General features: G+C 42.3%; 20 protein-coding genes. 19 read left to right on the forward strand and 1 reads right to left on the reverse strand.

Going from position 1 to position 22,496, the window contains the following annotated elements:
• Positions 1-113 precede the first annotated feature (113 nt).
• From ispC to tilS, 15 genes are all read left to right on the forward strand, one after another.
• Positions 114-1,313, forward strand: a complete 1,200-nt coding sequence (ispC, locus tag PR675_RS16595) for a 1-deoxy-D-xylulose-5-phosphate reductoisomerase (RefSeq protein ID WP_036943421.1) — start codon at positions 114-116, stop codon at positions 1,311-1,313.
• A gap of 180 nt (positions 1,314-1,493) precedes the next feature.
• Positions 1,494-2,246: a polyprenyl diphosphate synthase gene (gene uppS / locus PR675_RS16600; protein ID WP_004916773.1), complete on the forward strand. Its 753-nt coding sequence runs from the start codon at positions 1,494-1,496 to the stop codon at positions 2,244-2,246.
• 12 nt (positions 2,247-2,258) lie between these two features.
• A complete protein-coding gene (gene cdsA / locus PR675_RS16605; protein WP_036943423.1) occupies positions 2,259-3,122 on the forward strand; it encodes a phosphatidate cytidylyltransferase in 864 nt (287 codons plus the stop codon).
• A gap of 8 nt (positions 3,123-3,130) precedes the next feature.
• Positions 3,131-4,483, forward strand: a complete 1,353-nt coding sequence (gene rseP, locus PR675_RS16610; protein WP_004916769.1) for a sigma E protease regulator RseP — start codon at positions 3,131-3,133, stop codon at positions 4,481-4,483.
• A 40-nt stretch (positions 4,484-4,523) separates the two neighbouring features.
• Positions 4,524-6,938, forward strand: a complete 2,415-nt coding sequence (gene bamA / locus PR675_RS16615; protein WP_004916767.1) for an outer membrane protein assembly factor BamA — start codon at positions 4,524-4,526, stop codon at positions 6,936-6,938.
• Positions 6,939-7,028: 90 nt separating this feature from the next.
• Complete coding sequence (gene skp / locus PR675_RS16620) at positions 7,029-7,523, forward strand: molecular chaperone Skp (RefSeq protein WP_004916764.1); 495 nt, start codon at positions 7,029-7,031, stop codon at positions 7,521-7,523.
• A 3-nt stretch (positions 7,524-7,526) separates the two neighbouring features.
• Positions 7,527-8,564 (forward strand): UDP-3-O-(3-hydroxymyristoyl)glucosamine N-acyltransferase, encoded by a 1,038-nt coding sequence (gene lpxD / locus PR675_RS16625; RefSeq protein ID WP_004916761.1) that lies wholly within the window; start codon positions 7,527-7,529, stop codon positions 8,562-8,564.
• A gap of 130 nt (positions 8,565-8,694) precedes the next feature.
• A complete protein-coding gene (gene fabZ / locus PR675_RS16630; RefSeq protein ID WP_004916757.1) occupies positions 8,695-9,147 on the forward strand; it encodes a 3-hydroxyacyl-ACP dehydratase FabZ in 453 nt (150 codons plus the stop codon).
• Between the two features lies 1 nt (position 9,148).
• Positions 9,149-9,946 carry an acyl-ACP--UDP-N-acetylglucosamine O-acyltransferase gene (gene lpxA / locus PR675_RS16635; protein WP_004916754.1) on the forward strand — a complete coding sequence of 266 codons (798 nt, stop codon included), beginning with the start codon at positions 9,149-9,151 and terminating at the stop codon, positions 9,944-9,946.
• 47 nt (positions 9,947-9,993) lie between these two features.
• Complete coding sequence (lpxB, locus tag PR675_RS16640; protein WP_036943426.1) at positions 9,994-11,148, forward strand: lipid-A-disaccharide synthase; 1,155 nt, start codon at positions 9,994-9,996, stop codon at positions 11,146-11,148.
• Complete coding sequence (rnhB, locus tag PR675_RS16645; RefSeq protein ID WP_004916745.1) at positions 11,148-11,741, forward strand: ribonuclease HII; 594 nt, start codon at positions 11,148-11,150, stop codon at positions 11,739-11,741. The genes lpxB and rnhB overlap by 1 nt, the downstream gene beginning before the upstream one ends.
• An 11-nt stretch (positions 11,742-11,752) precedes the next feature.
• Positions 11,753-15,235 carry a DNA polymerase III subunit alpha gene (gene dnaE, locus PR675_RS16650; protein ID WP_040132401.1) on the forward strand — a complete coding sequence of 1,161 codons (3,483 nt, stop codon included), beginning with the start codon at positions 11,753-11,755 and terminating at the stop codon, positions 15,233-15,235.
• A gap of 12 nt (positions 15,236-15,247) precedes the next feature.
• Positions 15,248-16,207: an acetyl-CoA carboxylase carboxyl transferase subunit alpha gene (accA, locus tag PR675_RS16655; RefSeq protein ID WP_004916741.1), complete on the forward strand. Its 960-nt coding sequence runs from the start codon at positions 15,248-15,250 to the stop codon at positions 16,205-16,207.
• 245 nt (positions 16,208-16,452) lie between these two features.
• A complete protein-coding gene (locus tag PR675_RS16660) occupies positions 16,453-17,337 on the forward strand; it encodes a DMT family transporter (protein ID WP_014657689.1) in 885 nt (294 codons plus the stop codon).
• Between the two features lie 19 nt (positions 17,338-17,356).
• A complete protein-coding gene (gene tilS / locus PR675_RS16665) occupies positions 17,357-18,709 on the forward strand; it encodes a tRNA lysidine(34) synthetase TilS (protein ID WP_004916735.1) in 1,353 nt (450 codons plus the stop codon).
• A 71-nt stretch (positions 18,710-18,780) separates the two neighbouring features.
• Here the strand turns inward: tilS and rof are convergent, their stop codons facing one another.
• Positions 18,781-19,044 carry a Rho-binding antiterminator gene (gene rof, locus PR675_RS16670; RefSeq protein WP_004916733.1) on the reverse strand — a complete coding sequence of 88 codons (264 nt, stop codon included), beginning with the start codon at positions 19,042-19,044 and terminating at the stop codon, positions 18,781-18,783.
• A gap of 272 nt (positions 19,045-19,316) precedes the next feature.
• Between rof and nlpE the strand changes: the two genes are divergently transcribed.
• The 4 genes from nlpE to chbA all read left to right on the forward strand — a co-directional run bounded on the left by nlpE (position 19,317) and on the right by chbA (position 22,490).
• Entirely contained in the window at positions 19,317-19,973 is a 657-nt protein-coding gene (nlpE, locus tag PR675_RS16675; RefSeq protein WP_004916731.1) for an envelope stress response activation lipoprotein NlpE, read from the forward strand.
• A 366-nt stretch (positions 19,974-20,339) separates the two neighbouring features.
• A complete protein-coding gene (locus tag PR675_RS16680) occupies positions 20,340-20,657 on the forward strand; it encodes a PTS sugar transporter subunit IIB (protein ID WP_036944146.1) in 318 nt (105 codons plus the stop codon).
• A 99-nt stretch (positions 20,658-20,756) separates the two neighbouring features.
• Positions 20,757-22,115: a PTS N,N'-diacetylchitobiose transporter subunit IIC gene (gene chbC / locus PR675_RS16685; RefSeq protein WP_004916725.1), complete on the forward strand. Its 1,359-nt coding sequence runs from the start codon at positions 20,757-20,759 to the stop codon at positions 22,113-22,115.
• A gap of 33 nt (positions 22,116-22,148) precedes the next feature.
• Positions 22,149-22,490 carry a PTS N,N'-diacetylchitobiose transporter subunit IIA gene (gene chbA / locus PR675_RS16690; RefSeq protein ID WP_004916722.1) on the forward strand — a complete coding sequence of 114 codons (342 nt, stop codon included), beginning with the start codon at positions 22,149-22,151 and terminating at the stop codon, positions 22,488-22,490.
• Positions 22,491-22,496: the final 6 nt, after the last annotated feature.

The raw sequence follows: 22,496 nt of genomic DNA on the forward strand, positions 1-22,496 counted from the left end.
CCATCTAGAGGGAAATCTCTGATGGCTTTATTCATTCATATCTAATAAAAATCCTTTCTTCCCTTTCAAGCTGATATAATCTCAGTATTGAGTAAATACAGAGCATCCGCATAATGAAACGTCTTACTATTCTAGGATCAACAGGTTCAATTGGTAAAAGCACACTTTCTGTTGTCAGAAATAACCGTGATAAATTTCAAATTGTCGCTTTAGTTGCTGGTCGCAATGTGGCGGAATTAGCAAACCAATGCCTTGAATTTCAACCTCAATACGCCTCTATGGCTGATGAATCTTCTGCTCAAGCATTACGGGCAATTTTGTCTGAAAATAATTGCAAAACAGAAGTTTTATCAGGAACAGATGCTGCCATTCAACTTGCAGGCTTGGATGACGCGGACCAAGTGATGTCCGCTATTACTGGTGTTGCTGGACTACTTCCTACCTTAGCCGCAATCCGCAAGGGCAAACGAATTTTATTAGCGAATAAAGAATCGCTGATCACGAGCGGTCGTCTATTCTTTAATGCGATTCGTGAGCACGGTGCGACAGTCTTTCCTATCGATAGCGAACATAATGCGATTTTCCAAAGTTTACCTGAAAACATTCAACTCAACTTGGGTTTTGCCGATTTATCGGCCTCGGGAATTTCAAGCATTATTTTGACAGGTTCTGGTGGTCCTTTTAGGGATACTCCGTTGTCGCACCTAGATAATGTGACGCCGGACGAAGCATGCAACCATCCAAATTGGTCTATGGGGCGTAAAATTTCTGTTGATTCAGCGACGATGATGAATAAGGGGCTTGAATATATTGAGGCTTGTTATTTCTTTAATGCCAATCAACAACAAATGGAAGTGATTATTCACCCTCAATCCGTTATCCATTCTATGGTGCGTTATCGTGATGGTAGCGTGATAGCTCAGCTAGGTACGCCTGATATGTGCACCCCAATTTCATACAGCATGGCTTATCCGCAGCGTATTTCTTCTGGTGTCGAACCGTTAGATTTTACAAAATTGTCATCATTAACCTTTGTACAGCCAGATTATCAACGTTACCCTTGTTTAAAATTGGCTATCGATGCCTGCCATGCTGGGCAAGCAGCCACAACTATTCTAAATGGCGCTAATGAAATCGCTGTCGCTGCATTCTTGGACGGTAAAATACGCTTTACAGATATTGCAAAAATTAACCTAAGTACATTAGAAAAATTGCATTTATCTGAACCAGTTTCGATTGATGAGGTCTTAGACATCGACAATCAAGCTCGTCGAGAAGCTGCACAACTAATCAAACATACATTTTCAGTCTAGTATGTGATTTATTTAGTTGCTGATAAGTATAATAAGTCTTTAATATGTGACGCTTATAAGAACGAAAGATAATATCAGTATTTAGCGGAGAATTAAGGATGTGTCTTATCAGCAAACTCAACAATAGCGGTTATGATAATGCTGAATTCTCGACGCTATGCATACAAGGATTACTATTTAATGAACTCTAGTGGTGAAAATCTCTCTCATTCAGCCTTGCCAAAACATGTTGCGATTATCATGGATGGCAATGGGCGTTGGGCAAAGCAGAGAGGAAAACTAAGAATAACAGGGCACAAGGCTGGCGTTGAGTCTGTGCGTAATGCAGTACGTTTTGCAGTAAAAAATAAGATTAGCTCACTGACGCTGTATGCATTTAGTAGTGAAAACTGGAGAAGACCAGAAAAAGAAGTCAGTTCACTGATGGAGCTATTTGTTTTTGCGTTAGATAATGAAGTCAAGAATCTACATAAAAATAATGTGAAATTATTGGTTATTGGTGATATTAGTCGATTTAGTGAGCGTCTTCAAAAACGTATTCAAAAAGCAGAAAAATTAACTGCAAATAACACGGGCTTAAAACTCAATATTGCGGCGAATTATGGTGGTCGTTGGGATATTGCTAATAGTATGAAGCAAATCTTTGCGCGCGTACAAAGTGGGCAACTTTCTCTTGACGATATCAATGAAAATACCATTGACCATTATGTTTGTATGCATGATCAAGAAAATGTTGATTTGGTTATCAGAACTGGTGGAGAACACCGTATCAGTAACTTTTTATTATGGCAGGTTGCTTATGCGGAATTCTATTTCACCAATGTACTGTGGCCAGATTTTGATGAAATGGTGTTTCAGAATGCAATTGATGCTTTTAGTCAACGCGAGCGGCGTTATGGTGGAGCTGAGTCTGATGATGAGCTCGTTAAATAAAAGGGGTAAATTGTGCTGAAATATCGTTTAATGACAGCGATTGTATTAATACCGCTGGTTATTGCTGCGCTTTTTTTGCTTTCACCTGCCGCTTTTGGTTATGTGGTGATTGCCGTATGTGCTTTAGGGGCTTGGGAATGGGCGCAATTTGCAGGTTGGCACACACAAGCTAAGCGAATTGGTCTTGCGGTGGTTTTTGCCGTCATACTGCTAGCCATGCAGTTCTCTTTTGCTGATATCACAACGTTAAAGAATGAGCCGCTTATTTTATATGGTTTATGGGCCGGTCTTATTTGGTGGATAGTGGCAATTTTACTTGTGATTACTTTCCCAGCATCGGCAAAAGCATGGGGGCAATCGGCGTTAGTACGTGTACTGTTTGGGCTGTTAACTATCATTCCTTTTTATTGCGGTATGATGGTGCTTCGAACCATTGGTTACCATAGTGACACCTTTTTTGGTGCTTGGTGGTTGCTATATGTTATGTTGCTGGTGTGGGGTGCTGATTCAGGTGCTTATGCCTTTGGTCGTACAATGGGGCGCCATAAGATGGCACCTAAGGTTTCCCCCGGTAAAACCTGGGAAGGCCTTGTTGGTGGGTTGATCACCGCAGGTATTATTTCTTGGCTATTTAGTTCATTTGCGCCAATCCCAGTAATGCCTGATTATTTGCTGGTTACATCAATTATTGTTGTTGTAGTATCTGTGTTCGGTGATTTGACGGAAAGTATGTTTAAACGCCAGTCAGGAATTAAAGACAGTAGCCATTTAATTCCTGGTCACGGTGGAATTCTTGATCGAATTGACAGTCTAACAGCGGCAATACCTGTATTTGCAGGGTTAAATTTGTTAGTTTTTAACGGGTTCGGTCTCTAGGATAAGACATGGGATTTTTTTGGAGTCTAGCGGCATTTATCATCGCCATTGGGGTGTTAATTACCGTACATGAATTTGGTCACTTTTGGGTTGCACGTCGCTGCGGTGTTTATGTAGAACGTTTTTCTATCGGCTTTGGGAAAACGTTATGGCGCAAGGTGGATCGACAAGGAACCGAATTTGTTATTGCCCTGATCCCGCTAGGCGGTTATGTCAAAATGCTTGATGAGCGCGTCGGTGATGTGTCACCTGAACGCCGTCATTTAGCGTTTAACAATAAAACGGTTGGTCAGAGAGCCGCCATCATTAGTGCTGGCCCAATTGCGAACTTTTTACTTGCAATTGTTGTCTACTGGGTGGTGTTCATGATGGGGATTCCATCAGTACGCCCTGTGATTGAAGATGTGAAACCTGGCTCCGTTGCCGCTAGTGCAAATATTTTGCCGGGAATGGAACTAAAATCGATTGATGGTATCGAAACGCCTGACTGGAATTCAATTCGATTAGCCTTAGTTGGCAAAATTGGCGACAGTGAACTCACTGTGTCCGTATTGCCTCAAGGGTTTAGTGAACCAGTGACTAAAACGGTAGATTTAACCGCATGGCAATTTGATCCTGAAAAGCAAGATCCCGTTCTTTCCATGGGAATTATGCCGGTTTCCGCTAGAATTGATCCTGTGATATCGAAAGTTTCACCGGGTTTAGCTGGTGAGCGAGCAGGTTTGCAACCCGGAGATAGAATTGTTAGCGTAAATGGCGAAACATTAGATTTGTGGAATCCGGTAACTCGGTTGATTCGTAATAGTCCGAATCAACCGTTGAAGTTAGCTGTTGAAAGAAATAATCAGATCATCTCACTCACATTGACGCCTGATAGTCAAAATGGAAAGGGTGGCGAGCAAATTGGATTTGCGGGAGTTGAACTTTCAGTGTTACCGTTAGCAGATGAATATAGAATGGTACAGCAATATGGGCCATTTTCTGCCATCTATCAAGCTAGCGATAAAACGTGGCAGTTGATGAAACTGACCGTGAATATGATGGGCAAACTCGTTGTTGGGGATGTCAAACTTAACAACTTGAGTGGACCGATATCTATTGCGAAAGGTGCAGGGGTATCGGCAGAGTCAGGCTTGGTATATTATTTGATGTTCATTGCGCTGATAAGCGTAAACTTGGGCATTATCAATTTGTTTCCATTGCCTGTATTAGATGGGGGGCACTTGCTCTTCCTGTTAATTGAGAAAATTAAAGGAAGTCCAGTGTCTGAGCGAGTACAAGACTTTAGTTATCGGATAGGTGCAATGGCATTGATTCTGTTAATGGGACTTGCACTTTTTAATGATTTCTCTCGCTTCTAACAAGTAAGCTGGGGACCAGTAAGGAATACGCATAACAACGATGGCGATGAAAAAGTTGCTCATAGCGTCGCTGCTATTTGGCAGCGCGACTGCATACGGTTCAGACGGATTCGTAGTTAAGGACATTCGTTTCGAAGGTCTACAACGCGTCGCCGTTGGTGCAGCATTATTGAACATGCCTGTCAGGGTAGGTGACTCGATTGATAACGAAGATATTAGCCGTTCAATTCGATCTCTATTCTCTACTGGCAACTTCGAAGATGTTAGGGTCCTGCGTGATGGAAACACGCTGATCGTTCAAGTTAAAGAGCGACCAACCATCGCGAGTATCACTTTTACAGGCAATAAATCTGTTAAAGATGATATGCTCAAACAAAACTTGGAAGCATCAAACATTCGTGTTGGTGAGGCTTTGGACCGCACGAAAATAGCGAATATCGAGAAAGGTCTGGAAGACTTTTACTATAGTGTTGGTAAATACAATGCGACAGTAAAAGCAGTGGCTACGCCACTGCCTCGTAACCGTGTAGATTTAAAATTTGTGTTCTCTGAGGGCGTGTCTGCAAAAATTCAGCAGATTAACGTCGTAGGAAACAAAAATTACACGACGGCTGAATTGGTTAATAAATTCCAATTGCGTGATGATGTGCCATGGTGGAACCTAGCGGCAGACCAAAAATATCAAAAACAAAAACTGGCTGGTGATTTAGAAACTCTTCGTAGCTTCTATCTTGACCGTGGCTATGCGCGTTTCAATATTGATTCCACTCAAGTCAGTTTGACGCCAGACAAAAAAGATATCTACATTACAATTAATGTCACTGAAGGCGATCAATATAAGATCTCTGGTGTGGAAATTAATGGTAATACCGCAGATCATCTGACTGAAATTCAAGAACTCATTACGATCACCCCAGGCGAGCTGTATAACGGCACGCAGGTGACGAGTATGGAAAACAAAATCAAGGATCTTCTTGGTCGTTATGGTTATGCCTATCCTCGTGTAATGACACAACCTGAAATTAATGATGAAGATAAAACGGTCAAACTGCATGTCAATATCGATGCAGGTAACCGCTTCTATGTTCGTCAAATCCGTTTCCAAGGTAATGACACAAGTAAAGACTCGGTCCTCCGTCGTGAAATGCGCCAGATGGAAGGGGCTTGGCTTGGTAATGATTTAGTCGAATTAGGCAAAGAGCGTCTTAACCGTACGGGTTTCTTTGAAACTGTTGATGTCGAAACGCAACGTGTACCGGGTAGCCCTGACCAAGTCGATGTGGTCTACAAAGTTAAAGAGCGTAATACAGGCTCCATGAACTTTGGTGTCGGTTTCGGTACTGAAAGTGGCGTGAGTTTCCAAGTCGGTGTAAGTCAAGACAACTGGTTAGGAACCGGTAATGCGGTTGGGATCAACGCAAGTAAAAACGATTACTCAACCAACGTTGAAATGTCGTTTACGGATCCTTACTTCACCGTTAATGGTGTGAGCTTAGGCGGGCGTGTTTTCTATAATGATTTCCGTGCGAAAGATGCTGACTTGTCTGGCTATACCAATAAAACCTATGGTTTAGATACGTTCTTAAGCTTCCCATTCAACGAGAATAACTCATTCCGTGTTGGTGCAGGTTACGTTCATAACTCATTGTCTGATATGCGTCCGCAAGCAGCAATGTGGGATTACCTCTATTCTATGGGCGATAAGCCTCCAATTAATGATGATGGTCGCAATAAAGAGAAATTTAATGCGGATGACTTCACCGTTAATTTAGGTTGGACTTATAATTCCTTGAACCGTGGTTTCTTCCCGACATCGGGTAATAAAACCAGTGTTTCAGGTAAAATCACCGTTCCAGGCTCTGATAACGAGTACTACAAACTGCGTTTTGATACAGCACAGTACTACCCAATCAATGAAGATGAGACTTGGGTTATCTTAGGTCGTGCACAAGCAGGTTACGGGGATGGTCTTGGCAGCAAGCAAATGCCATTCTATGAAAACTTCTATGCTGGTGGTTCAAGTACGCTGCGTGGTTTCCGTTCTAACAATATCGGGCCAAAAGCGGTTTATCTGAAAAATGTTAATGGTAAAGGTGAGCCTGAACCGGGTAGCCCATCAAGCGATGCGGTAGGTGGTAATGCGATGTATGCGGCGTCCTTTGAGCTGATTACACCAACTCCATTTATCGATGAGAAATACTCAAATACAGTTCGTACATCGTTATTTGTTGATGCGGGTACAGTATGGGATACCAACTGGAACAGTATCAATGCAGATTGGCGTAAAGGCATGCCAGATTATGGTAAAGCAACAAACGTCCGTGTTTCTACGGGGGTTGCTCTACAGTGGATGTCACCGCTTGGGCCTCTGGTCTTCTCCTATGCGCAACCTATTAAGGATTACGAAGGGGATAAATCAGAACAGTTCCAATTTAATATTGGTAGAACATGGTAATCTAGAACGTCTCTATCTAAGGAAAGCCCTTGCATATATTGTGAGGGTGACCAAAATTTCCAGCCATAAATATGGGTTAAGGAGTTTCGTGTGAAAAAATTGTTGTGTGCGGCGGGTGTCACTCTGGCTTTGGCTATGTCAGCAGGTGCTTATGCAGATAAAATTGCAGTCGTGAACGTTGGCGAAATTTTCCAAAAAATGCCAGCGCGCGAAGCTGTAGCTAAACAGCTTGAAAGTGAATTCAAAAGCCGTGCGACAGAGTTGCAAAATTTAGAAAAAGACCTTCAATCACGCGTAGAAAAATTACGTCGTGATGGTGCAACAATGAAGCAAAGCGAACGTGAAAAACAAGAAAAAGAGCTGATGGCTAAACGTGATCAGTTCGCAGAAAAAGCGCAAAAATTTGAAGAAGACAACCGTCGTCGTCAAATGGAAGAGCGTAACAAAATCCTAAGTCGTATTCAGGATTCTATTAAATCTGTTGCAGCCAAAGAAGGTTATGATGTGGTTATCGATGCAAATGCTGTTGCATATGCCAAAGATAGCGTAGACATCACGAGTAAGGTTCAAAAACAGGTTAAATAATAGATGTCCTCAATTCGATTGGCTGACCTCGCTCAGCAGTTGAATGCACAGTTACACGGTGATGGCGATATCGTCATCACCGGTATTGCACCGATGTATTCAGCAAATAATCAGCAAATTACATTCCTATCAGATAGTCGCTACAGCGACAAACTCGCTGAGTGTCAGGCTGCCGCTGTGGTATTAACAGCGAAAGATCTTGATGCTTGTAAAGTGGCGGCGCTGGTAGTCGATAACCCTTATCTTGCCTATGCTCGCATGGCACAAATCATGGATACAACGCCAAGCCCAGCAGAGAATATCCATTCGTCAGCCGTTATCGATGAAGGGGCGAAGTTAGGAAACAACGTGGCGATTGGGGCGAATGCCGTGATTGAAAGCGGCGTTGTGTTAGGCGATAACGTTGTTATTGGCGCAGGTTGTTTTGTTGGTAAAAATACTCGTATCGGGGCTGGTACGCGTTTATGGGCGAATGTTAGCGTTTACCATAATGTTGAAATTGGTGAACACTGCTTGATCCAATCAGGAGCTGTTATCGGTTCTGATGGTTTTGGCTACGCGAATGATCGTGGCAATTGGGTCAAAATTCCTCAGCTAGGCACAGTTATTATTGGCGATCGCGTAGAAATTGGCGCTTGTACAACAATTGATCGTGGTGCGCTAGATAATACAGTTATTGGTAATGGTGTTATTATTGATAACCAATGTCAGATAGCACACAACGTAACCATCGGTGATAATACCGCCGTAGCAGGTGGCGTTATCATGGCGGGTAGCTTGAAAATTGGTCGCTACTGCATGATTGGTGGTGCGAGTGTTATTAACGGTCACATGGAAATTTGCGATAAGGTGACTGTCACAGGGATGGGAATGGTTATGAGACCAATCACTGAACCTGGTGTATACTCTTCTGGTATTCCTTTACAGCCTAATAAAGTTTGGCGTAAAACAGCAGCTTTGGTTTTGAATATCAATGAGATGAATAAGCGCTTAAAAGCTGTTGAGCGTGAATTAGATAGTCAAACTCAAAAAAATCAGTAATCATTTCGTAATTCAGGTTAAAATAATCGACTGAGTTACGTTTTTCCGGCCTGCCAGTTAACCTAACTTTATGGTTAAAGCAGGCCGATTCGTTAATTAAATTGTATTAATAGACAGGAAGAGTATTTCGATGAGTGATAATCATACTCTGAATATTGAAGAGATTTTAGAATTACTTCCACACCGTTACCCATTCCTTTTGGTTGACCGTGTACTGGATTTTGAAAAAGGAAAATCTCTGCGCGCAGTAAAAAATGTGTCATTCAATGAACCCTTTTTCCAAGGCCACTTTCCGGGCAAACCTATTTTTCCAGGTGTGTTGATCCTAGAAGCAATGGCTCAAGCAACAGGTATCCTAGCATTTAAGAGCGTTGGTAAACTAGAACCGGGTGAATTGTACTATTTTGCAGCGATTGATAATGCTCGTTTCAAGCGCCCAGTGTTGCCGGGAGATCAGATGATCCTCGAAGTCGAGTTTATTAAAGAACGTCGCGGTGTTGCACGTTTTAAAGGTGTTGCAAAAGTTGATGGAGAAGTGGCCTGCGAAGCTGAAATGATGTGCGCCCGTCGCCGTGAGGTCTGATATGATTGATAAAACAGCCTGTATTCATCCCTCATCGATTGTCGAAGATGGAGCTATTATTGGTGCCAATGTTCGTATTGGCCCTTTTTGTTATATTGGTGCTAACGTTGAAATCGGCGAAGGCACTGAGCTCAAATCGCACATTGTTGTTAATGGCCACACCAAAATTGGCCGTGACAATGTGATCTTCCAGTTCGCATCGATTGGTGAAATCAACCAAGACCTGAAATACCAAGGTGAACCAACACGAGTCGAGATCGGTGACAGAAACCGTATAAGAGAAAGTGTCACTATCCATCGCGGAACGATCCAAGGCGGTAGTTTAACCAAAGTGGGTGACGATAACCTATTTATGGTGAATGTGCATATTGCCCACGATTGTATTATTGGTAACCGCTGCATCATTGCAAACAACGGTACACTGGGTGGTCATGTTATTTTAGGTGACTTCGCAATTATTGGCGGAATGACTGCCGTTCATCAATTTTGCCAAATTGGTGCACATGTTATGGTTGGCGGTTGTTCAGGTGTGGCGCAAGATGTTCCACCTTACGTCATTGCGCAAGGTAACCATGCAACGCCTTATGGCCTGAATATTGAAGGCTTGAAGCGTCGCGGTTTTGATAAAGAGTCTCTACATGCGATTCGTAATGCTTACAAAGTCCTTTATCGTTCAGGTAAATCACTAGAGGAAGCACGTAGCGAAATCGCTCAACTTGCACAAGCTAACCCGCATGTGAAAGTGTTCAGTGAGTTCCTTGAGAACTCCGCAGAGTCTAATCGTGGTATTATTCGTTAGTCGGTAGTTAAGATAACGAAGTCAGGGCCTTTATTAAGGAGATCATTTTGGCGAATCATCACCGCCCACTTACTATTGGCCTTGTTGCTGGGGAAACATCCGGCGATATACTCGGCGCAGGGCTTATCCGAGCACTCAAAGCACAAGTACCTGATGCACGTTTTGTAGGTGTCGCAGGGCCTTTAATGCAAGCAGAAGGCTGTGAAGCTTGGTATGAGATGGAAGAGTTAGCGGTAATGGGGATTGTTGAAGTGCTTGGCAGGCTTCCTCGATTACTCGCTATTCGCAAAGATCTTACCGAACGCTTTACACAATTACAGCCAGATATCTTTGTTGGTATTGATGCGCCTGATTTTAATATCACCCTTGAAGGGAAGTTAAAATCAAAAGGTATTAAAACCATTCATTACGTCAGCCCTTCTGTGTGGGCATGGCGGCAGAAACGCGTCTTCAAAATTGGTCGAGCAACAAATTTAGTGCTTGCCTTTTTGCCGTTTGAAAAAGCCTTCTATGATCGTTTTAATGTTCCGTGTCGCTTTATTGGGCACACAATGGCAGATGCTATCCCGCTTCATGTCGATAAAACAGCGGCAAGGCAACGCATTGGTATACCTGAAGAAGGGAAGTGTTTAGCCCTCTTACCGGGCAGCCGTCACTCAGAAGTTGAAATGCTAAGTGCTGATTTTTTGAAAACAGCGAAAATTTTACAACAGCATTTTACGGATCTTCACATTGTCGTGCCTTTGGTCAACCAAAAACGGCGTGAACAGTTTGAAGCGATCCGTCAACAAGTCGCTCCTGAGCTAGCTGTCCATATGTTAGATGGCCAAGGCAGAGATGCGATGATCGCGGCGGATGCGACGTTGCTCGCATCGGGAACGGCGGCTCTTGAATGTATGCTAGCGAAATGTCCAATGGTAGTGGGTTATCGTATGAAACCATTTACTTTTTGGTTGGCAAAACGTTTAGTAAAGACACCCTATGTTTCATTGCCTAATTTGTTAGCTGAAAAAGAGATAGTCAAAGAGTTACTACAGGAAGAGTGCCAACCTGAAAAGTTAGCTCAGCAGCTAATTCCCTTACTGGAAGGCGGCGAACAGGTAGAACAATTAAAAGCAACATTTTTACAGCTCCATCAATTGATCCGCTGTGATGCAGATAAACAAGCGGCTGAAGCTGTATTGGATTTGGTTCGAAATTAATGGATTTTATATACCCAAAAGCCAACTTAATTGCTGGCGTAGATGAAGTTGGGCGCGGCCCCCTTGTTGGTGCGGTGGTGACCGCCGCTGTAATATTGGATCCTAAAAATCCAATCATTGGCTTGACTGACTCAAAAAAACTCACCGAGAAAAAACGCGAAAAACTCTTTGTTGAGATCCAAGAAAAAGCCTTGTGCTGGTGTATTGGGCGAGCCGAACCTGAAGAAATTGATGAAATCAATATCCTGCATGCCACCATGCTTGCGATGCAACGTGCTGTTGCTGGTTTAAGCATAACACCTGATTTTGTTTTAGTGGATGGTAACCGTTGCCCAACCTTATCAATGCCTTCACAAGCGGTGATTAAAGGTGATAGTTTAGTGCAGGAAATAAGCGCGGCATCAATTTTAGCCAAAGTGGTTAGAGACCGAGAAATGGTTGAGCTAGATAAAGCTTATCCAGAATATGGTTTTGCAAAACATAAGGGCTATCCGACGGCTTATCATTTAGAAAAACTGGCACAGTTTGGCGCAACAAAATTTCATCGCAAGAGTTTTGCTCCTGTGCGCCGTGCATTAGAAGCGAAAGATTGAGTATAAATTAGATGGCTGAACCTCGTTTTATTCACTTACGCGTTCACAGCGACTATTCAATGATTGATGGTCTGGCAAAAACCGGCCCATTAGTTAAAAAAGTGGCAGCAATGGGCATGCCAGCATTTGCGATCACTGATTTCACTAACTTATGTGGTTTGGTGAAGTTCTATGGGGCAGCGCACGGTGCTGGTATTAAACCTATTATTGGCGCTGACTTTTTTGTTGAAAGCGAGCAATTGGGTGATGAGATTGCTCACTTAACCGTACTAGCTCGTAATAACGAAGGCTACCAAAACCTGACACTGTTGATCTCAGAAGCCTACCAAAAAGGCTATGGGGCAATAGGGCCAACGATCCATCGCGATTGGCTTGTTAAGCATAAAGAAGGTTTGATACTGCTTTCAGGTGGCCGCCAAGGGGATGTAGGGCAATTTTTATTGCGCGGTAATCAAGCTCTCGTTGATGAATGCTTGGCATTTTACGAAACCCACTTTCCCGGTTGCTACTATTTAGAACTCATTCGTACAGGAAGGCCTGACGAAGAGAGTTATTTACATGCGGCGGTAGAGCTTGCAACGCAGCGTGGTTTACCTGTTGTTGCGACTAATGATGTACGTTTTATTGAAAGTAGCGACTTTGATGCGCATGAAATACGTGTCGCTATCCATGATGGTTTTACCTTATCTGATCCTAAAAGGCCTAAAAAATATAGCCCTCAGCAATATTTACGATCTGAAGAAGAGATGTGTGAGCTGTTTGCCGACATCCCTGAAGCACTTGAAAATAGTGTAGAGATTGCTAAGCGTTGTAACGTAACCATTCGTCTTGGTGAGTACTTCCTTCCCCAATTCCCAACAGGGGATATGAAAACGGAAGACTTTTTGGTTATGCGGTCAAAAGAGGGATTAGAGGAGCGCCTGAAGTTCCTTTTTCCTGATGAGAAAGTGAGAGCCGAAAGACGTCCTGAATATGATGAACGGCTAGAAGTCGAGCTAAACGTTATTAACCAAATGGGGTTCCCTGGTTATTTCTTGATCGTGATGGAGTTTATTCAATGGTCAAAAGATAACGGTGTACCAGTAGGGCCTGGTCGTGGCTCCGGTGCAGGCTCTTTGGTTGCCTACGCTCTAAAAATTACGGACTTAGATCCGTTAGAGTTCGATCTCCTTTTTGAACGTTTCTTAAACCCGGAACGGGTTTCTATGCCTGACTTTGACGTTGACTTCTGTATGGAAAAACGCGATCAAGTGATTGATCACGTTGCTCAAATGTATGGACGAGATGCGGTTTCACAGATCATCACGTTCGGTACGATGGCGGCGAAGGCGGTTATCCGCGACGTAGGCCGTGTATTAGGCCACCCATACGGTTTTGTCGATCGGATCTCGAAACTGGTTCCCCCTGATCCGGGAATGACATTAGAGAAAGCATTTGAGGCCGAGCCGCAACTGCCTGAAATTTACGAAGCCGATGAAGAGGTGAAAGCGCTCATCGATATGGCGCGTAAACTTGAAGGGGTCACACGTAACGCAGGGAAACATGCTGGGGGCGTGGTTATTGCGCCTACCAAAATTACCGATTTTGCCCCTCTGTATTGCGATGCGGAAGGGAATAACCCAGTCACCCAATTTGATAAAAACGACGTTGAATATGCGGGATTGGTGAAGTTCGACTTTTTGGGATTACGTACGCTCACGATCATTAACTGGGCGTTAGAGATGATCAACGCAAGGCGGGCTAAGAAAAACCTTGAGCCAGTGGATATTGCGGCAATACCATTGGATGATCAAAAAAGTTTCGACATGTTGCAGCGTTCAGAAACAACGGCGGTATTCCAGCTTGAATCCCGAGGGATGAAGGATTTGATCAAGCGCCTGCGTCCTGACTGCTTTGAAGATATGATTGCATTGGTGGCACTGTTTCGCCCTGGTCCATTGCAATCAGGGATGGTGGATAACTTTATCGACCGTAAGCATGGGCGTGAAGAGATTTCATACCCTGATGTGCAGTGGCAACATGAATCATTAAAACCTGTTCTAGAGCCGACGTATGGCATTATCTTATACCAAGAACAGGTGATGCAGATTGCACAGGTACTCGCTGGTTATACTCTCGGCGGCGCGGATATGTTACGTCGTGCGATGGGGAAAAAGAAACCGGAGGAGATGGCAAAACAGCGTTCCGTCTTTGAGGAAGGAGCCATCAAAAACGGTATCGATGGTGAGCTATCGATGAAAATCTTTGACTTGGTAGAAAAATTTGCCGGTTACGGATTTAACAAATCTCACTCCGCCGCTTATGCGCTCGTTTCATACCAGACATTATGGCTTAAAGCGCATTATCCGGCTGAATTTATGGCGGCTGTTATGACCGCGGATATGGATAACACCGAGAAAGTCGTCGGCCTCGTCGATGAATGTTGGCGAATGGGGTTAAAAGTATTACCTCCTGATATTAATAGTGGGCTATATCATTTTCACGTTAACGATGAAGGTGAAATTGTTTACGGTATCGGTGCGATTAAAGGTGTCGGTGAAGGCCCAATTGAGGCGATTATAGAAGCTCGCCAAAAAGGTGGCATCTTTAAGGAAATTTTTGATCTTTGTGCGCGTGTTGATCTTAAAAAAATTAATCGTCGCGTCATGGAAAAACTGATCATGGCGGGGGCGTTCGATCATTTAGGGCCTCACCGCGCAGCCTTAATGTCTTCACTGGAAGATGCGCTGAAAGCGGCGGATCAGCACGCCAAAGCAGAGGCTATAGGGCAAACTGATATGTTTGGTGTGCTTGCAGAAGCCCCTGAACAAGTGGAAAGCTCATACGCGAGCGTACCAAAATGGCCAGATCAAGTTGTTTTGGACGGTGAAAGGGAAACGCTGGGTCTTTATTTGACAGGGCACCCGATAACGCGTTATTTAAATGAAATAGAGCGTTATACTAATGGTCTGAGATTGAAAGATGTGAACCCTACCCCTCGTGGTCAGGTGACAACTGTGGTAGGTTTAGTACTTTCAGCCAAAGTTATTACTACCAAGCGTGGCAATCGAATTGGTATTTGTACGCTTGATGATCGTTCCGGTCGTCTGGATATTATGTTATTTTCAGATGCACTAGATAAATACCAGCACTTGCTGGAAAAAGACAGTATCCTGATTGCCACCGGTCAGGTCAGCTTTGATGATTTCAACGGTGGTAATAAAATGACAGTGCGGGAGTTAATGGATATTAGTGAAGCAAGGGAAAAATATGCGCGAGGACTTGCAATTTCACTGTCAGACAAACAAATTAATGATCAGTTACTGAACCGACTTCGCAGCACTCTTGAACCCCATCGTTCAGGAACGATTCCGGTTCATTTGTATTATCAGAAGGATGATGCCAGAGCAAAGCTTAAGTTTGGTGTTGTTTGGCGCGTAACACCCGTTGATGACCTTCTGAATTCTCTGCGAACTCTGCTGGGTAATGAGCAGGTAGAATTAGAATTTGACTAAAATAGGAATATTATGAGTCTGGATTTTCTTGATTTTGAACAGCCAATTGCTGAATTGGAAGCGAAAATTGATTCGCTGACTGCAGTTAGCCGTCAAGACAACAATTTAGAAGTCAACCTAGATGACGAGGTTGCTCGTTTACGTGAAAAAAGTGTTGAACTGACGCGTAAGATTTTCTCTGATCTGGGTGCATGGCAAATTGCTAAACTTGCTCGTCATCCACGCCGTCCTTATACATTAGATTATATTTCTCGTATATTTACTGACTTCCAAGAACTCGCTGGTGATCGTGCTTATGCCGATGATAAAGCTATTGTTGGCGGTATTGCACGTTTGGACGGTCGTCCTGTTATGGTTATTGGCCATCAAAAAGGGCGTGAGACAAAAGAAAAAATTCGCCGTAACTTTGGTATGCCAGCACCAGAAGGCTATCGTAAGGCATTACGCTTGATGGAAATGGCCGATCGTTTCAACTTACCTATTATTACCTTTATTGATACTCCGGGGGCTTACCCAGGTGTTGGCGCGGAAGAGCGTGGTCAGTCGGAAGCCATTGCACGTAACTTGCGTGAAATGTCTCGCTTATCAGTGCCAGTTATCTGTACCGTTATTGGTGAAGGTGGGTCTGGTGGCGCGCTGGCTATCGGCGTAGGTGATAAAGTGAATATGCTGCAATACAGCACCTATTCCGTTATCTCTCCAGAAGGTTGTGCATCTATTCTGTGGAAAAGCGCTGATAAAGCGCCATTAGCGGCAGAAGCAATGGGGATCACCGCATCTCGTCTTAAAGAGTTGAAACTTATTGATAATGTGGTCACTGAGCCGTTAGGTGGCGCACACCGCAGTTACGATGAAGTTGCGGCGTCTTTAAAAGCACGTATCGTCGAAGATTTAGACGAATTGCTTGAGCTAGATGAAGAAGCATTAAAAAATCGTCGCTACCAGCGTTTAATGGAATATGGCTATTGCTAATTAAGACCTATTAGCAAAGTAAAAACGGGAGTTTGGGATAGCCAGCTCCCGTTTTTTATTCGTGCATCTCGCTCTTTGAGTCGTGAAATCTAGTTAAGCTGGTGATTAATTGGTAACTTTGATAGGGTAGTTAACCACATAAGCACTTTATTGTTTTTGCTAAAATAATGAATATAGGCAGCGACGGTCGTTCCAAAGTTGATGTCACTTTTCCGATTAAAAACTGACATAAATAAGAGATAAGAATGAGGCAATATAACTACTTAATTTACGCCTTGATGTGTGTATTAATATGGAGTTTTATCCCAATTGTTTCTCGTTTTGGGCAAAATGGTTTAGATAGCTTTCAATTTTTATTTTGGTCTAATCTTATTTCAGCGATGTCAGTAATACTGGTTGCACTGATCGCGGGTTATAAGCCAACCAAATTGTTTATTCTTCCTCGTGATATCCTCCTTAAAGTCTTTGTGCTTGGTTTTTTAGATTGCTTATTTTATTTGCTTCTTTATTACGGTTACGCCATTGAAAATGGTATTGCAGTATTAGTGATCCAGTATAGTTGGCCTTTAATCATTATCTTGCTGTCGGTCTTTTTATTAAAAGATAAGCTAGCTGGCAGGCAGATTGTGGGCGTGATTATCGGGTTTATTGCAGTGATTATCACTTTTACCAAAGGGCATATTACTCAACTACAGGTTGAGGATCCGGTGGCTCTGTTATTCGTATTTAGCGGTGCATTTTGTTTCGCACTGATGTCGGTGTTCTCACGGCAATATTCGATTGACCCTTATATTAGTACAGTTTGGTTATTTATCTTTTCAACGTTAACTTCATTGGTGTTATTACTGTCATTTAGTGAACTACAATTGCCTTCCAAAGCTGCATTTTGGCCGACGGTAATCAACGGGGTACTCATTAACGGTGTATCTTACATTTTATGGTTTAAGGCGATGAATACGGGACATTCTGCAAAAATTGCCTCCATCGTATTTTTATCCCCAGTATTATCCGTACTTTGGTTGGTGGTCATTTTAAGTGATCCGTTTGAAATCGCTTATATCATCGGTGTATTGCTAGTTATCGTTTCTGGTGTGTTATGTGTTGGTCAGAAGAGAAAGCAATCATATTAGCGTAAAGAAGGGCAGATTCATGGCGCTACAGCCGCAAGCAATTATAGAGCAGGTGCTCAACAAAATAGGTCATTTTCGAAAAATACTGGTGGGATTTAGCGGGGGCGTAGATTCAACCGTATTGCTGCATGCACTTTACCAAATCAAAAAATATCAGCTTCCTTCGTTAGAGATCCGGGCTATTCACATTCATCATGGGCTTAACGTTAGGGCCGACGATTGGGAAGCTCACTGCCAACACTTGTGTGAACAGTGGCATATTCCCTTTGTCTGCACGCATGTTACAGTTGACCCTTCAAATCGTGGTATTGAAGCGGCTGCTCGTGAGGCGCGTTATCAGGCTTACCGAAACGAGTTGGCAGAGGGGGAAATCATAGCCACCGCTCAGCACCTTGATGACCAAGCAGAAACCTTTATGTTGGCATTAAAGCGTGGCAGTGGACCTGCTGGGCTTTCGTCAATGCCCGAATTGTCACCATTTTATGCAGAAAAAGGGGAAACGTGGTTACTACGTCCGTTATTAGCAATATCTCGCGGCGATCTGGAAAATTATGCACGTGAATATCCGTTAACGTGGGTCGAAGATGACAGTAATCAAGACGATCGTTATGATCGCAATTTCCTTCGGATACATATTATGCCGACTTTAACTGAGCGTTGGCCTCATTTTGCCGCCGCAGTTTCGCGTAGTGCATCCTTATGTGCTGAACAGGAATCGCTGCTTGATGAGCTATTACAAGATGCGCTGGACGAAATGATGGATTATCGCGGTGGTCTATTTATTGATAACTTGCATGATTGCAGCCCAGCGAAACGTAACGCGCTACTTAGGCGTTGGGTTGGTCTACACCGCTTGCCAATGCCACCTTACCATCAACTACAACGCATTTGGCAAGAAGTGGCGCTAGCCCGTCAGGATGCTGAGCCGATTTGTCAGTTAGGCCATGTCGATATTCGTCGATACCAAGGCGCATTATGGATTGTACGTCGTATCAACCCGTTATTAGGGCAACAATTTTGCTGGGATTATCCCCAACCTTTTATTTTGCCTGAAGGATTAGGGCGACTTGAGGTTATTGCCGATGAAGGGCAAATTCGCCCGCCTCTGCCAACAGAAAAAGTGACTGTTCGTTTTGGCTTACAAGGCACACTGAACATTGTGGGTAGGACGCATTCAAGAAGTAGCAAAAAAATCTGGCAAGAGCTTGGTATCTCTCCTTGGATGCGAGAAAGAACCCCACTAGTTTATTATGATGAACAATTAATTACCGCCATTGGGTGCTTTATCACTCCTGAAGGCCTCGTTGCAGATGAGGAAATTGGGGTTGCCTTCCATTGGGATAAGTTCGATGAATATCAAATAGAGGTGTAAATAAAATAGAGAGCCCCTTATGACAGTGACCATTCATAAGGGGCGTAGAGGGGCTCAATGGAGTATGAGCTTTAGTGAGAGCAATCGACAACGATAGTGCCGATCTCAGGATGACTGAAGGTGTTGATATGATCCAAACGAAGCTCTTTTGTTCCATCTTGAGTCTCTAAGATTAGGTACTCAACTTTTTTACGCAAGAGCAAGTCGCTGGCCTTCCCCTCAATGATTTCGCCGCCATGAAGTTTAATTTCCAGTTTCAATTGGCGTTGGCACGCGATTTCAAGATATTCGTAATCATCACAATTGATAGGTTGATATTCAGTATCTGTAGACATATTCCCTCACCACTATGTTAGTGGCGGTTATTGCCGCCTTGACTATTTTTTACCAAGCATCATGTGCTTCATAGGATAATAGCACAGTAATTTTAATAACAATAATCAGCAATAGATGAAAACGTAAATTCATGATTAACGTATGTGGTAAAAAATGAACTAATATCAGTAAAGTCCGAAATATAATAATCTCGCCATTTTTCTCTGCATAAAATGTTATGATTAGATATAGACTAAAAATATAAGAATTGAACTGTTAGGAGATAAAGGTAATGAAAAAGTCACTATTCTTAGCATTAATGGCGACCGGTGTGATGACATTAGTGGGTTGCCAAACAGCCGTTAAACAACCTAGCGTAACTTATATTGATAGAGCATATACAGGCATTTTACCGTGTGCGGATTGTTCTGGAATTGAGGCCACTCTACTGGTTAACCAAGATGGTACATACGTAGAGCAATTAGTATATTTAGGGTCTCGCGATGGTGACCAAACATTTTATGAAACGGGCACATGGGCAAAAGATGGCGATAAATTACGCATGACGAATGCAAATGGTGAGCGCGCGTACTTTGCACCATCGGCAGATGATAAATCAATGGTCTTGCTTGATCAGGAAGGCAACAAAATTCAATCACAACTGAATTATACGCTAACCCAAGTCGCACCAAGCAAAAAAACAGGTGAATACCGCTACTTTGCTGATGCAGCAACATTTACCGAATGTAAAACAGGCCGTACTTATACTGCAACAGGGATAGAGCTTGAGAAAGGTTATAGTGCAACAGGTGTGACAGGTGGAACGCCTGTTTATGCTGAAATTGAAGGTTACTATACGGTAAGGCCATCAATGGAAGACGGTAAATTTGATCCTGCGTTAGTGCAAACAGGTGATATTATGTTTGATAAATCGAGCGCATGTAAATAAATAGATTTAATCTATTATTAAAATAATAAATATCGGCTCAATTTGAGCCGATATTTTTTTTGATAAGTGGATAAAAATAGAAAATTTAAATTATTACTTAATTTATAATAATAAAAATATGATAAATTGATATTTTTTATCAATAATATATTTATATGAAATGTGAAGAACGTCATAACGATTAGTCAATCAGAAACAATTCACTATAACCCTGAAATATTCATTACAAGGGATATTACGTATAATGTCTTCAACTAAAAGCAACTCGCGAATGACGCAAGCTGAATTTAGATAACAAAAAAACGTAAAAATATCTGATGCGAGAGGTAGGTATTTTAAGTGAACGATATGATTGAGAGGATTACTGTGGAAAAGAAGCTTATTTACTTGTTTTGTTCCGCTGGGATGTCAACCTCACTACTTGTCTCTAAAATGAGGCAACAAGCTGAAAAGTATGAGGTTCCCGTTATTATAGAAGCTTTTTCTGAAACGCTTGTCCTCCAAAAAGGGAATGATGCAGATCTCGTTTTACTTGGTCCTCAAATTGCTTGGAAGCATTCCGAAATCCAGCGTTTACTGCCAACTAAAAATGTTGAAGTTATTGATTCGGTTTTATATGGAAAAGTTGATGGCTTAGGTGTTTTAAAAGCAGCGGTCGCATCAATAAAAAATAAATCACGTTAATCAATTATAGTTTGTTACAACTTCAGTTATTTATCTATTTGCTATGGTCGTCTTATGCATACAAACAAGATATGTGATTAAAGTATCTAAGGATATTCTATGGATCATATGCTCTCTTCTCTTGAAAAAGTATTGCTTCCGATCGCATTAAAATTGGGTAATCAACCTCATATCAATGCAATAAAAAATGGTTTTATTAGATTAATGCCATTAGTGTTAATTGGGGCAATGTTTGTTTTGATTAATAACGTTTTTCTGAGTTTTAATGAAGGGTCGTTTTTCTATTCATTAGGTGTTCGTCTATCACCAGAAACAATAGAGTTCATTAATAAGTTTAAAGGCATCGGCGGTAATGTATATAACGGTACATTAGGGATTATGTCTTTAATGACGCCTTTTTTTATTGCTATGGCTCTCGCTGAAGAACGCAAAGTGGACTCTATAGCGGCAGGAATTATTGCGATAGCAGCCTTTGTGGCTGTTACACCATTTGATGTGAATGGTGCCTATGCTATTGGTGCGAATTGGCTAGGTGGCGCAAATATTATTTCAGGTATTATCATTGGCTTAGTTATTGCTGAAGCTTTTACCTTTATTGTCCGCCGTAACTGGGTAATTACATTACCAGATACAGTACCGCCAGCAGTTAGCCGCTCCTTTTCTGCATTAGTGCCAGGTTTCCTGATACTATTAGTGGTAGGGATTATTGCATGGGTGCTAGCAGGGCAAGCGACTCACTTCCATCAATTTATTATGGATACGATCTCAACCCCATTAGCTTCTCTGGGAGGGGTTGTCGGTTGGGCGTATACGATTTTCACCTCACTATTATGGTTCTTTGGTATTCATGGTGCTTTGGCTCTTACAGCACTAGACTCAGGGATTATGACGCCTTGGGCGCTAGAAAATGTCGCGTTATATAATCAATATGGTTCGGTTAATGATGCGATTGAGGCGGGGCAGACATTTCATCTGTGGGCAAAACCTTTATTAGACTCCTATGTTTTCCTTGGTGGAACAGGCGCTACGCTTGGATTAATTATTGCCATATTTATAGCCTCACGGCGAGCAGATTATCGGCAGGTCGCTAAATTAGGGTTACCAGCGGGGATATTTCAAATTAATGAACCAATTATATTTGGGATCCCTGTGATCATGAACCCAATCCTTTTTATTCCATTTATCATTATTCAACCTCTGTTAGCCGCAATCACGGTGATTGCCTATTATGTAGGTATTATTCCGCCGATTACGAATATAGGTCCATGGACTATGCCAACAGGATTAGGCGCATTCTTTAACACAAATGGTAATATTTCTGCTTTATTTTTAGCACTGTTTAATCTTGGTATTTCTGTTCTTGTTTATTTACCTTTCGTTATTATTTCTAATAAGGCGCAAACTATTGCAAATAATACGGAAAGTGAAGAAGAGATCAAAAATGCATTGAAGTTTTAAATATATTAAAAATGAATAATAAATGGGGAAGTTATGATTGACATAGATAGTAATGGAACACTCTCTGCTGACAGTCTGGAAGAAGTAGTGATGGGGTTAATCATTAATTCTGGTAGGGCAAGAAGCCTCGCTTATAAAGCGTTAACTTATGCCAAGGAAGGCAAGTTTGTTGAGGCGATGGAGCTAATGGAAGATTCAAAAGAAGCCTTAACTGAAGCCCATAAAGTGCAGACAAAAATGATAGAGACGGATATGGGGGAAGGCAAAATTAAAGTGAGTTTAATACTTGTTCATGCTCAAGATCACTTAATGAATACGATACTTGCTCGTGAATTGATCACGGAGTTAATCGAAGTCCATAAAAAAATAAATTAAATAAAG

Source organism: Providencia sp. PROV261 (genome assembly GCF_028477945.1).
In the GTDB taxonomy this organism is placed as follows: domain Bacteria; phylum Pseudomonadota; class Gammaproteobacteria; order Enterobacterales; family Enterobacteriaceae; genus Providencia; species Providencia stuartii.

Coding starts and splice junctions, on each gene's coding strand:
- uppS (WP_004916773.1), top strand. CDS start 1,494: ATGAACTCTAGTGGTGAAAATCTCTCTCATTCAGCCTTGCCAAAACAT.
- bamA (WP_004916767.1), top strand. CDS start 4,524: ATGGCGATGAAAAAGTTGCTCATAGCGTCGCTGCTATTTGGCAGCGCG.
- lpxA (WP_004916754.1), top strand. CDS start 9,149: ATGATTGATAAAACAGCCTGTATTCATCCCTCATCGATTGTCGAAGAT.
- chbC (WP_004916725.1), top strand. CDS start 20,757: ATGGATCATATGCTCTCTTCTCTTGAAAAAGTATTGCTTCCGATCGCA.
- tilS (WP_004916735.1), top strand. CDS start 17,357: ATGGCGCTACAGCCGCAAGCAATTATAGAGCAGGTGCTCAACAAAATA.
- chbA (WP_004916722.1), top strand. CDS start 22,149: ATGATTGACATAGATAGTAATGGAACACTCTCTGCTGACAGTCTGGAA.
- ispC (WP_036943421.1), top strand. CDS start 114: ATGAAACGTCTTACTATTCTAGGATCAACAGGTTCAATTGGTAAAAGC.
- PR675_RS16660 (WP_014657689.1), top strand. CDS start 16,453: ATGAGGCAATATAACTACTTAATTTACGCCTTGATGTGTGTATTAATA.
- fabZ (WP_004916757.1), top strand. CDS start 8,695: ATGAGTGATAATCATACTCTGAATATTGAAGAGATTTTAGAATTACTT.
- rof (WP_004916733.1), bottom strand. CDS start 19,044: ATGTCTACAGATACTGAATATCAACCTATCAATTGTGATGATTACGAA.
- rnhB (WP_004916745.1), top strand. CDS start 11,148: ATGGATTTTATATACCCAAAAGCCAACTTAATTGCTGGCGTAGATGAA.
- rseP (WP_004916769.1), top strand. CDS start 3,131: ATGGGATTTTTTTGGAGTCTAGCGGCATTTATCATCGCCATTGGGGTG.
- accA (WP_004916741.1), top strand. CDS start 15,248: ATGAGTCTGGATTTTCTTGATTTTGAACAGCCAATTGCTGAATTGGAA.
- dnaE (WP_040132401.1), top strand. CDS start 11,753: ATGGCTGAACCTCGTTTTATTCACTTACGCGTTCACAGCGACTATTCA.
- nlpE (WP_004916731.1), top strand. CDS start 19,317: ATGAAAAAGTCACTATTCTTAGCATTAATGGCGACCGGTGTGATGACA.
- lpxD (WP_004916761.1), top strand. CDS start 7,527: ATGTCCTCAATTCGATTGGCTGACCTCGCTCAGCAGTTGAATGCACAG.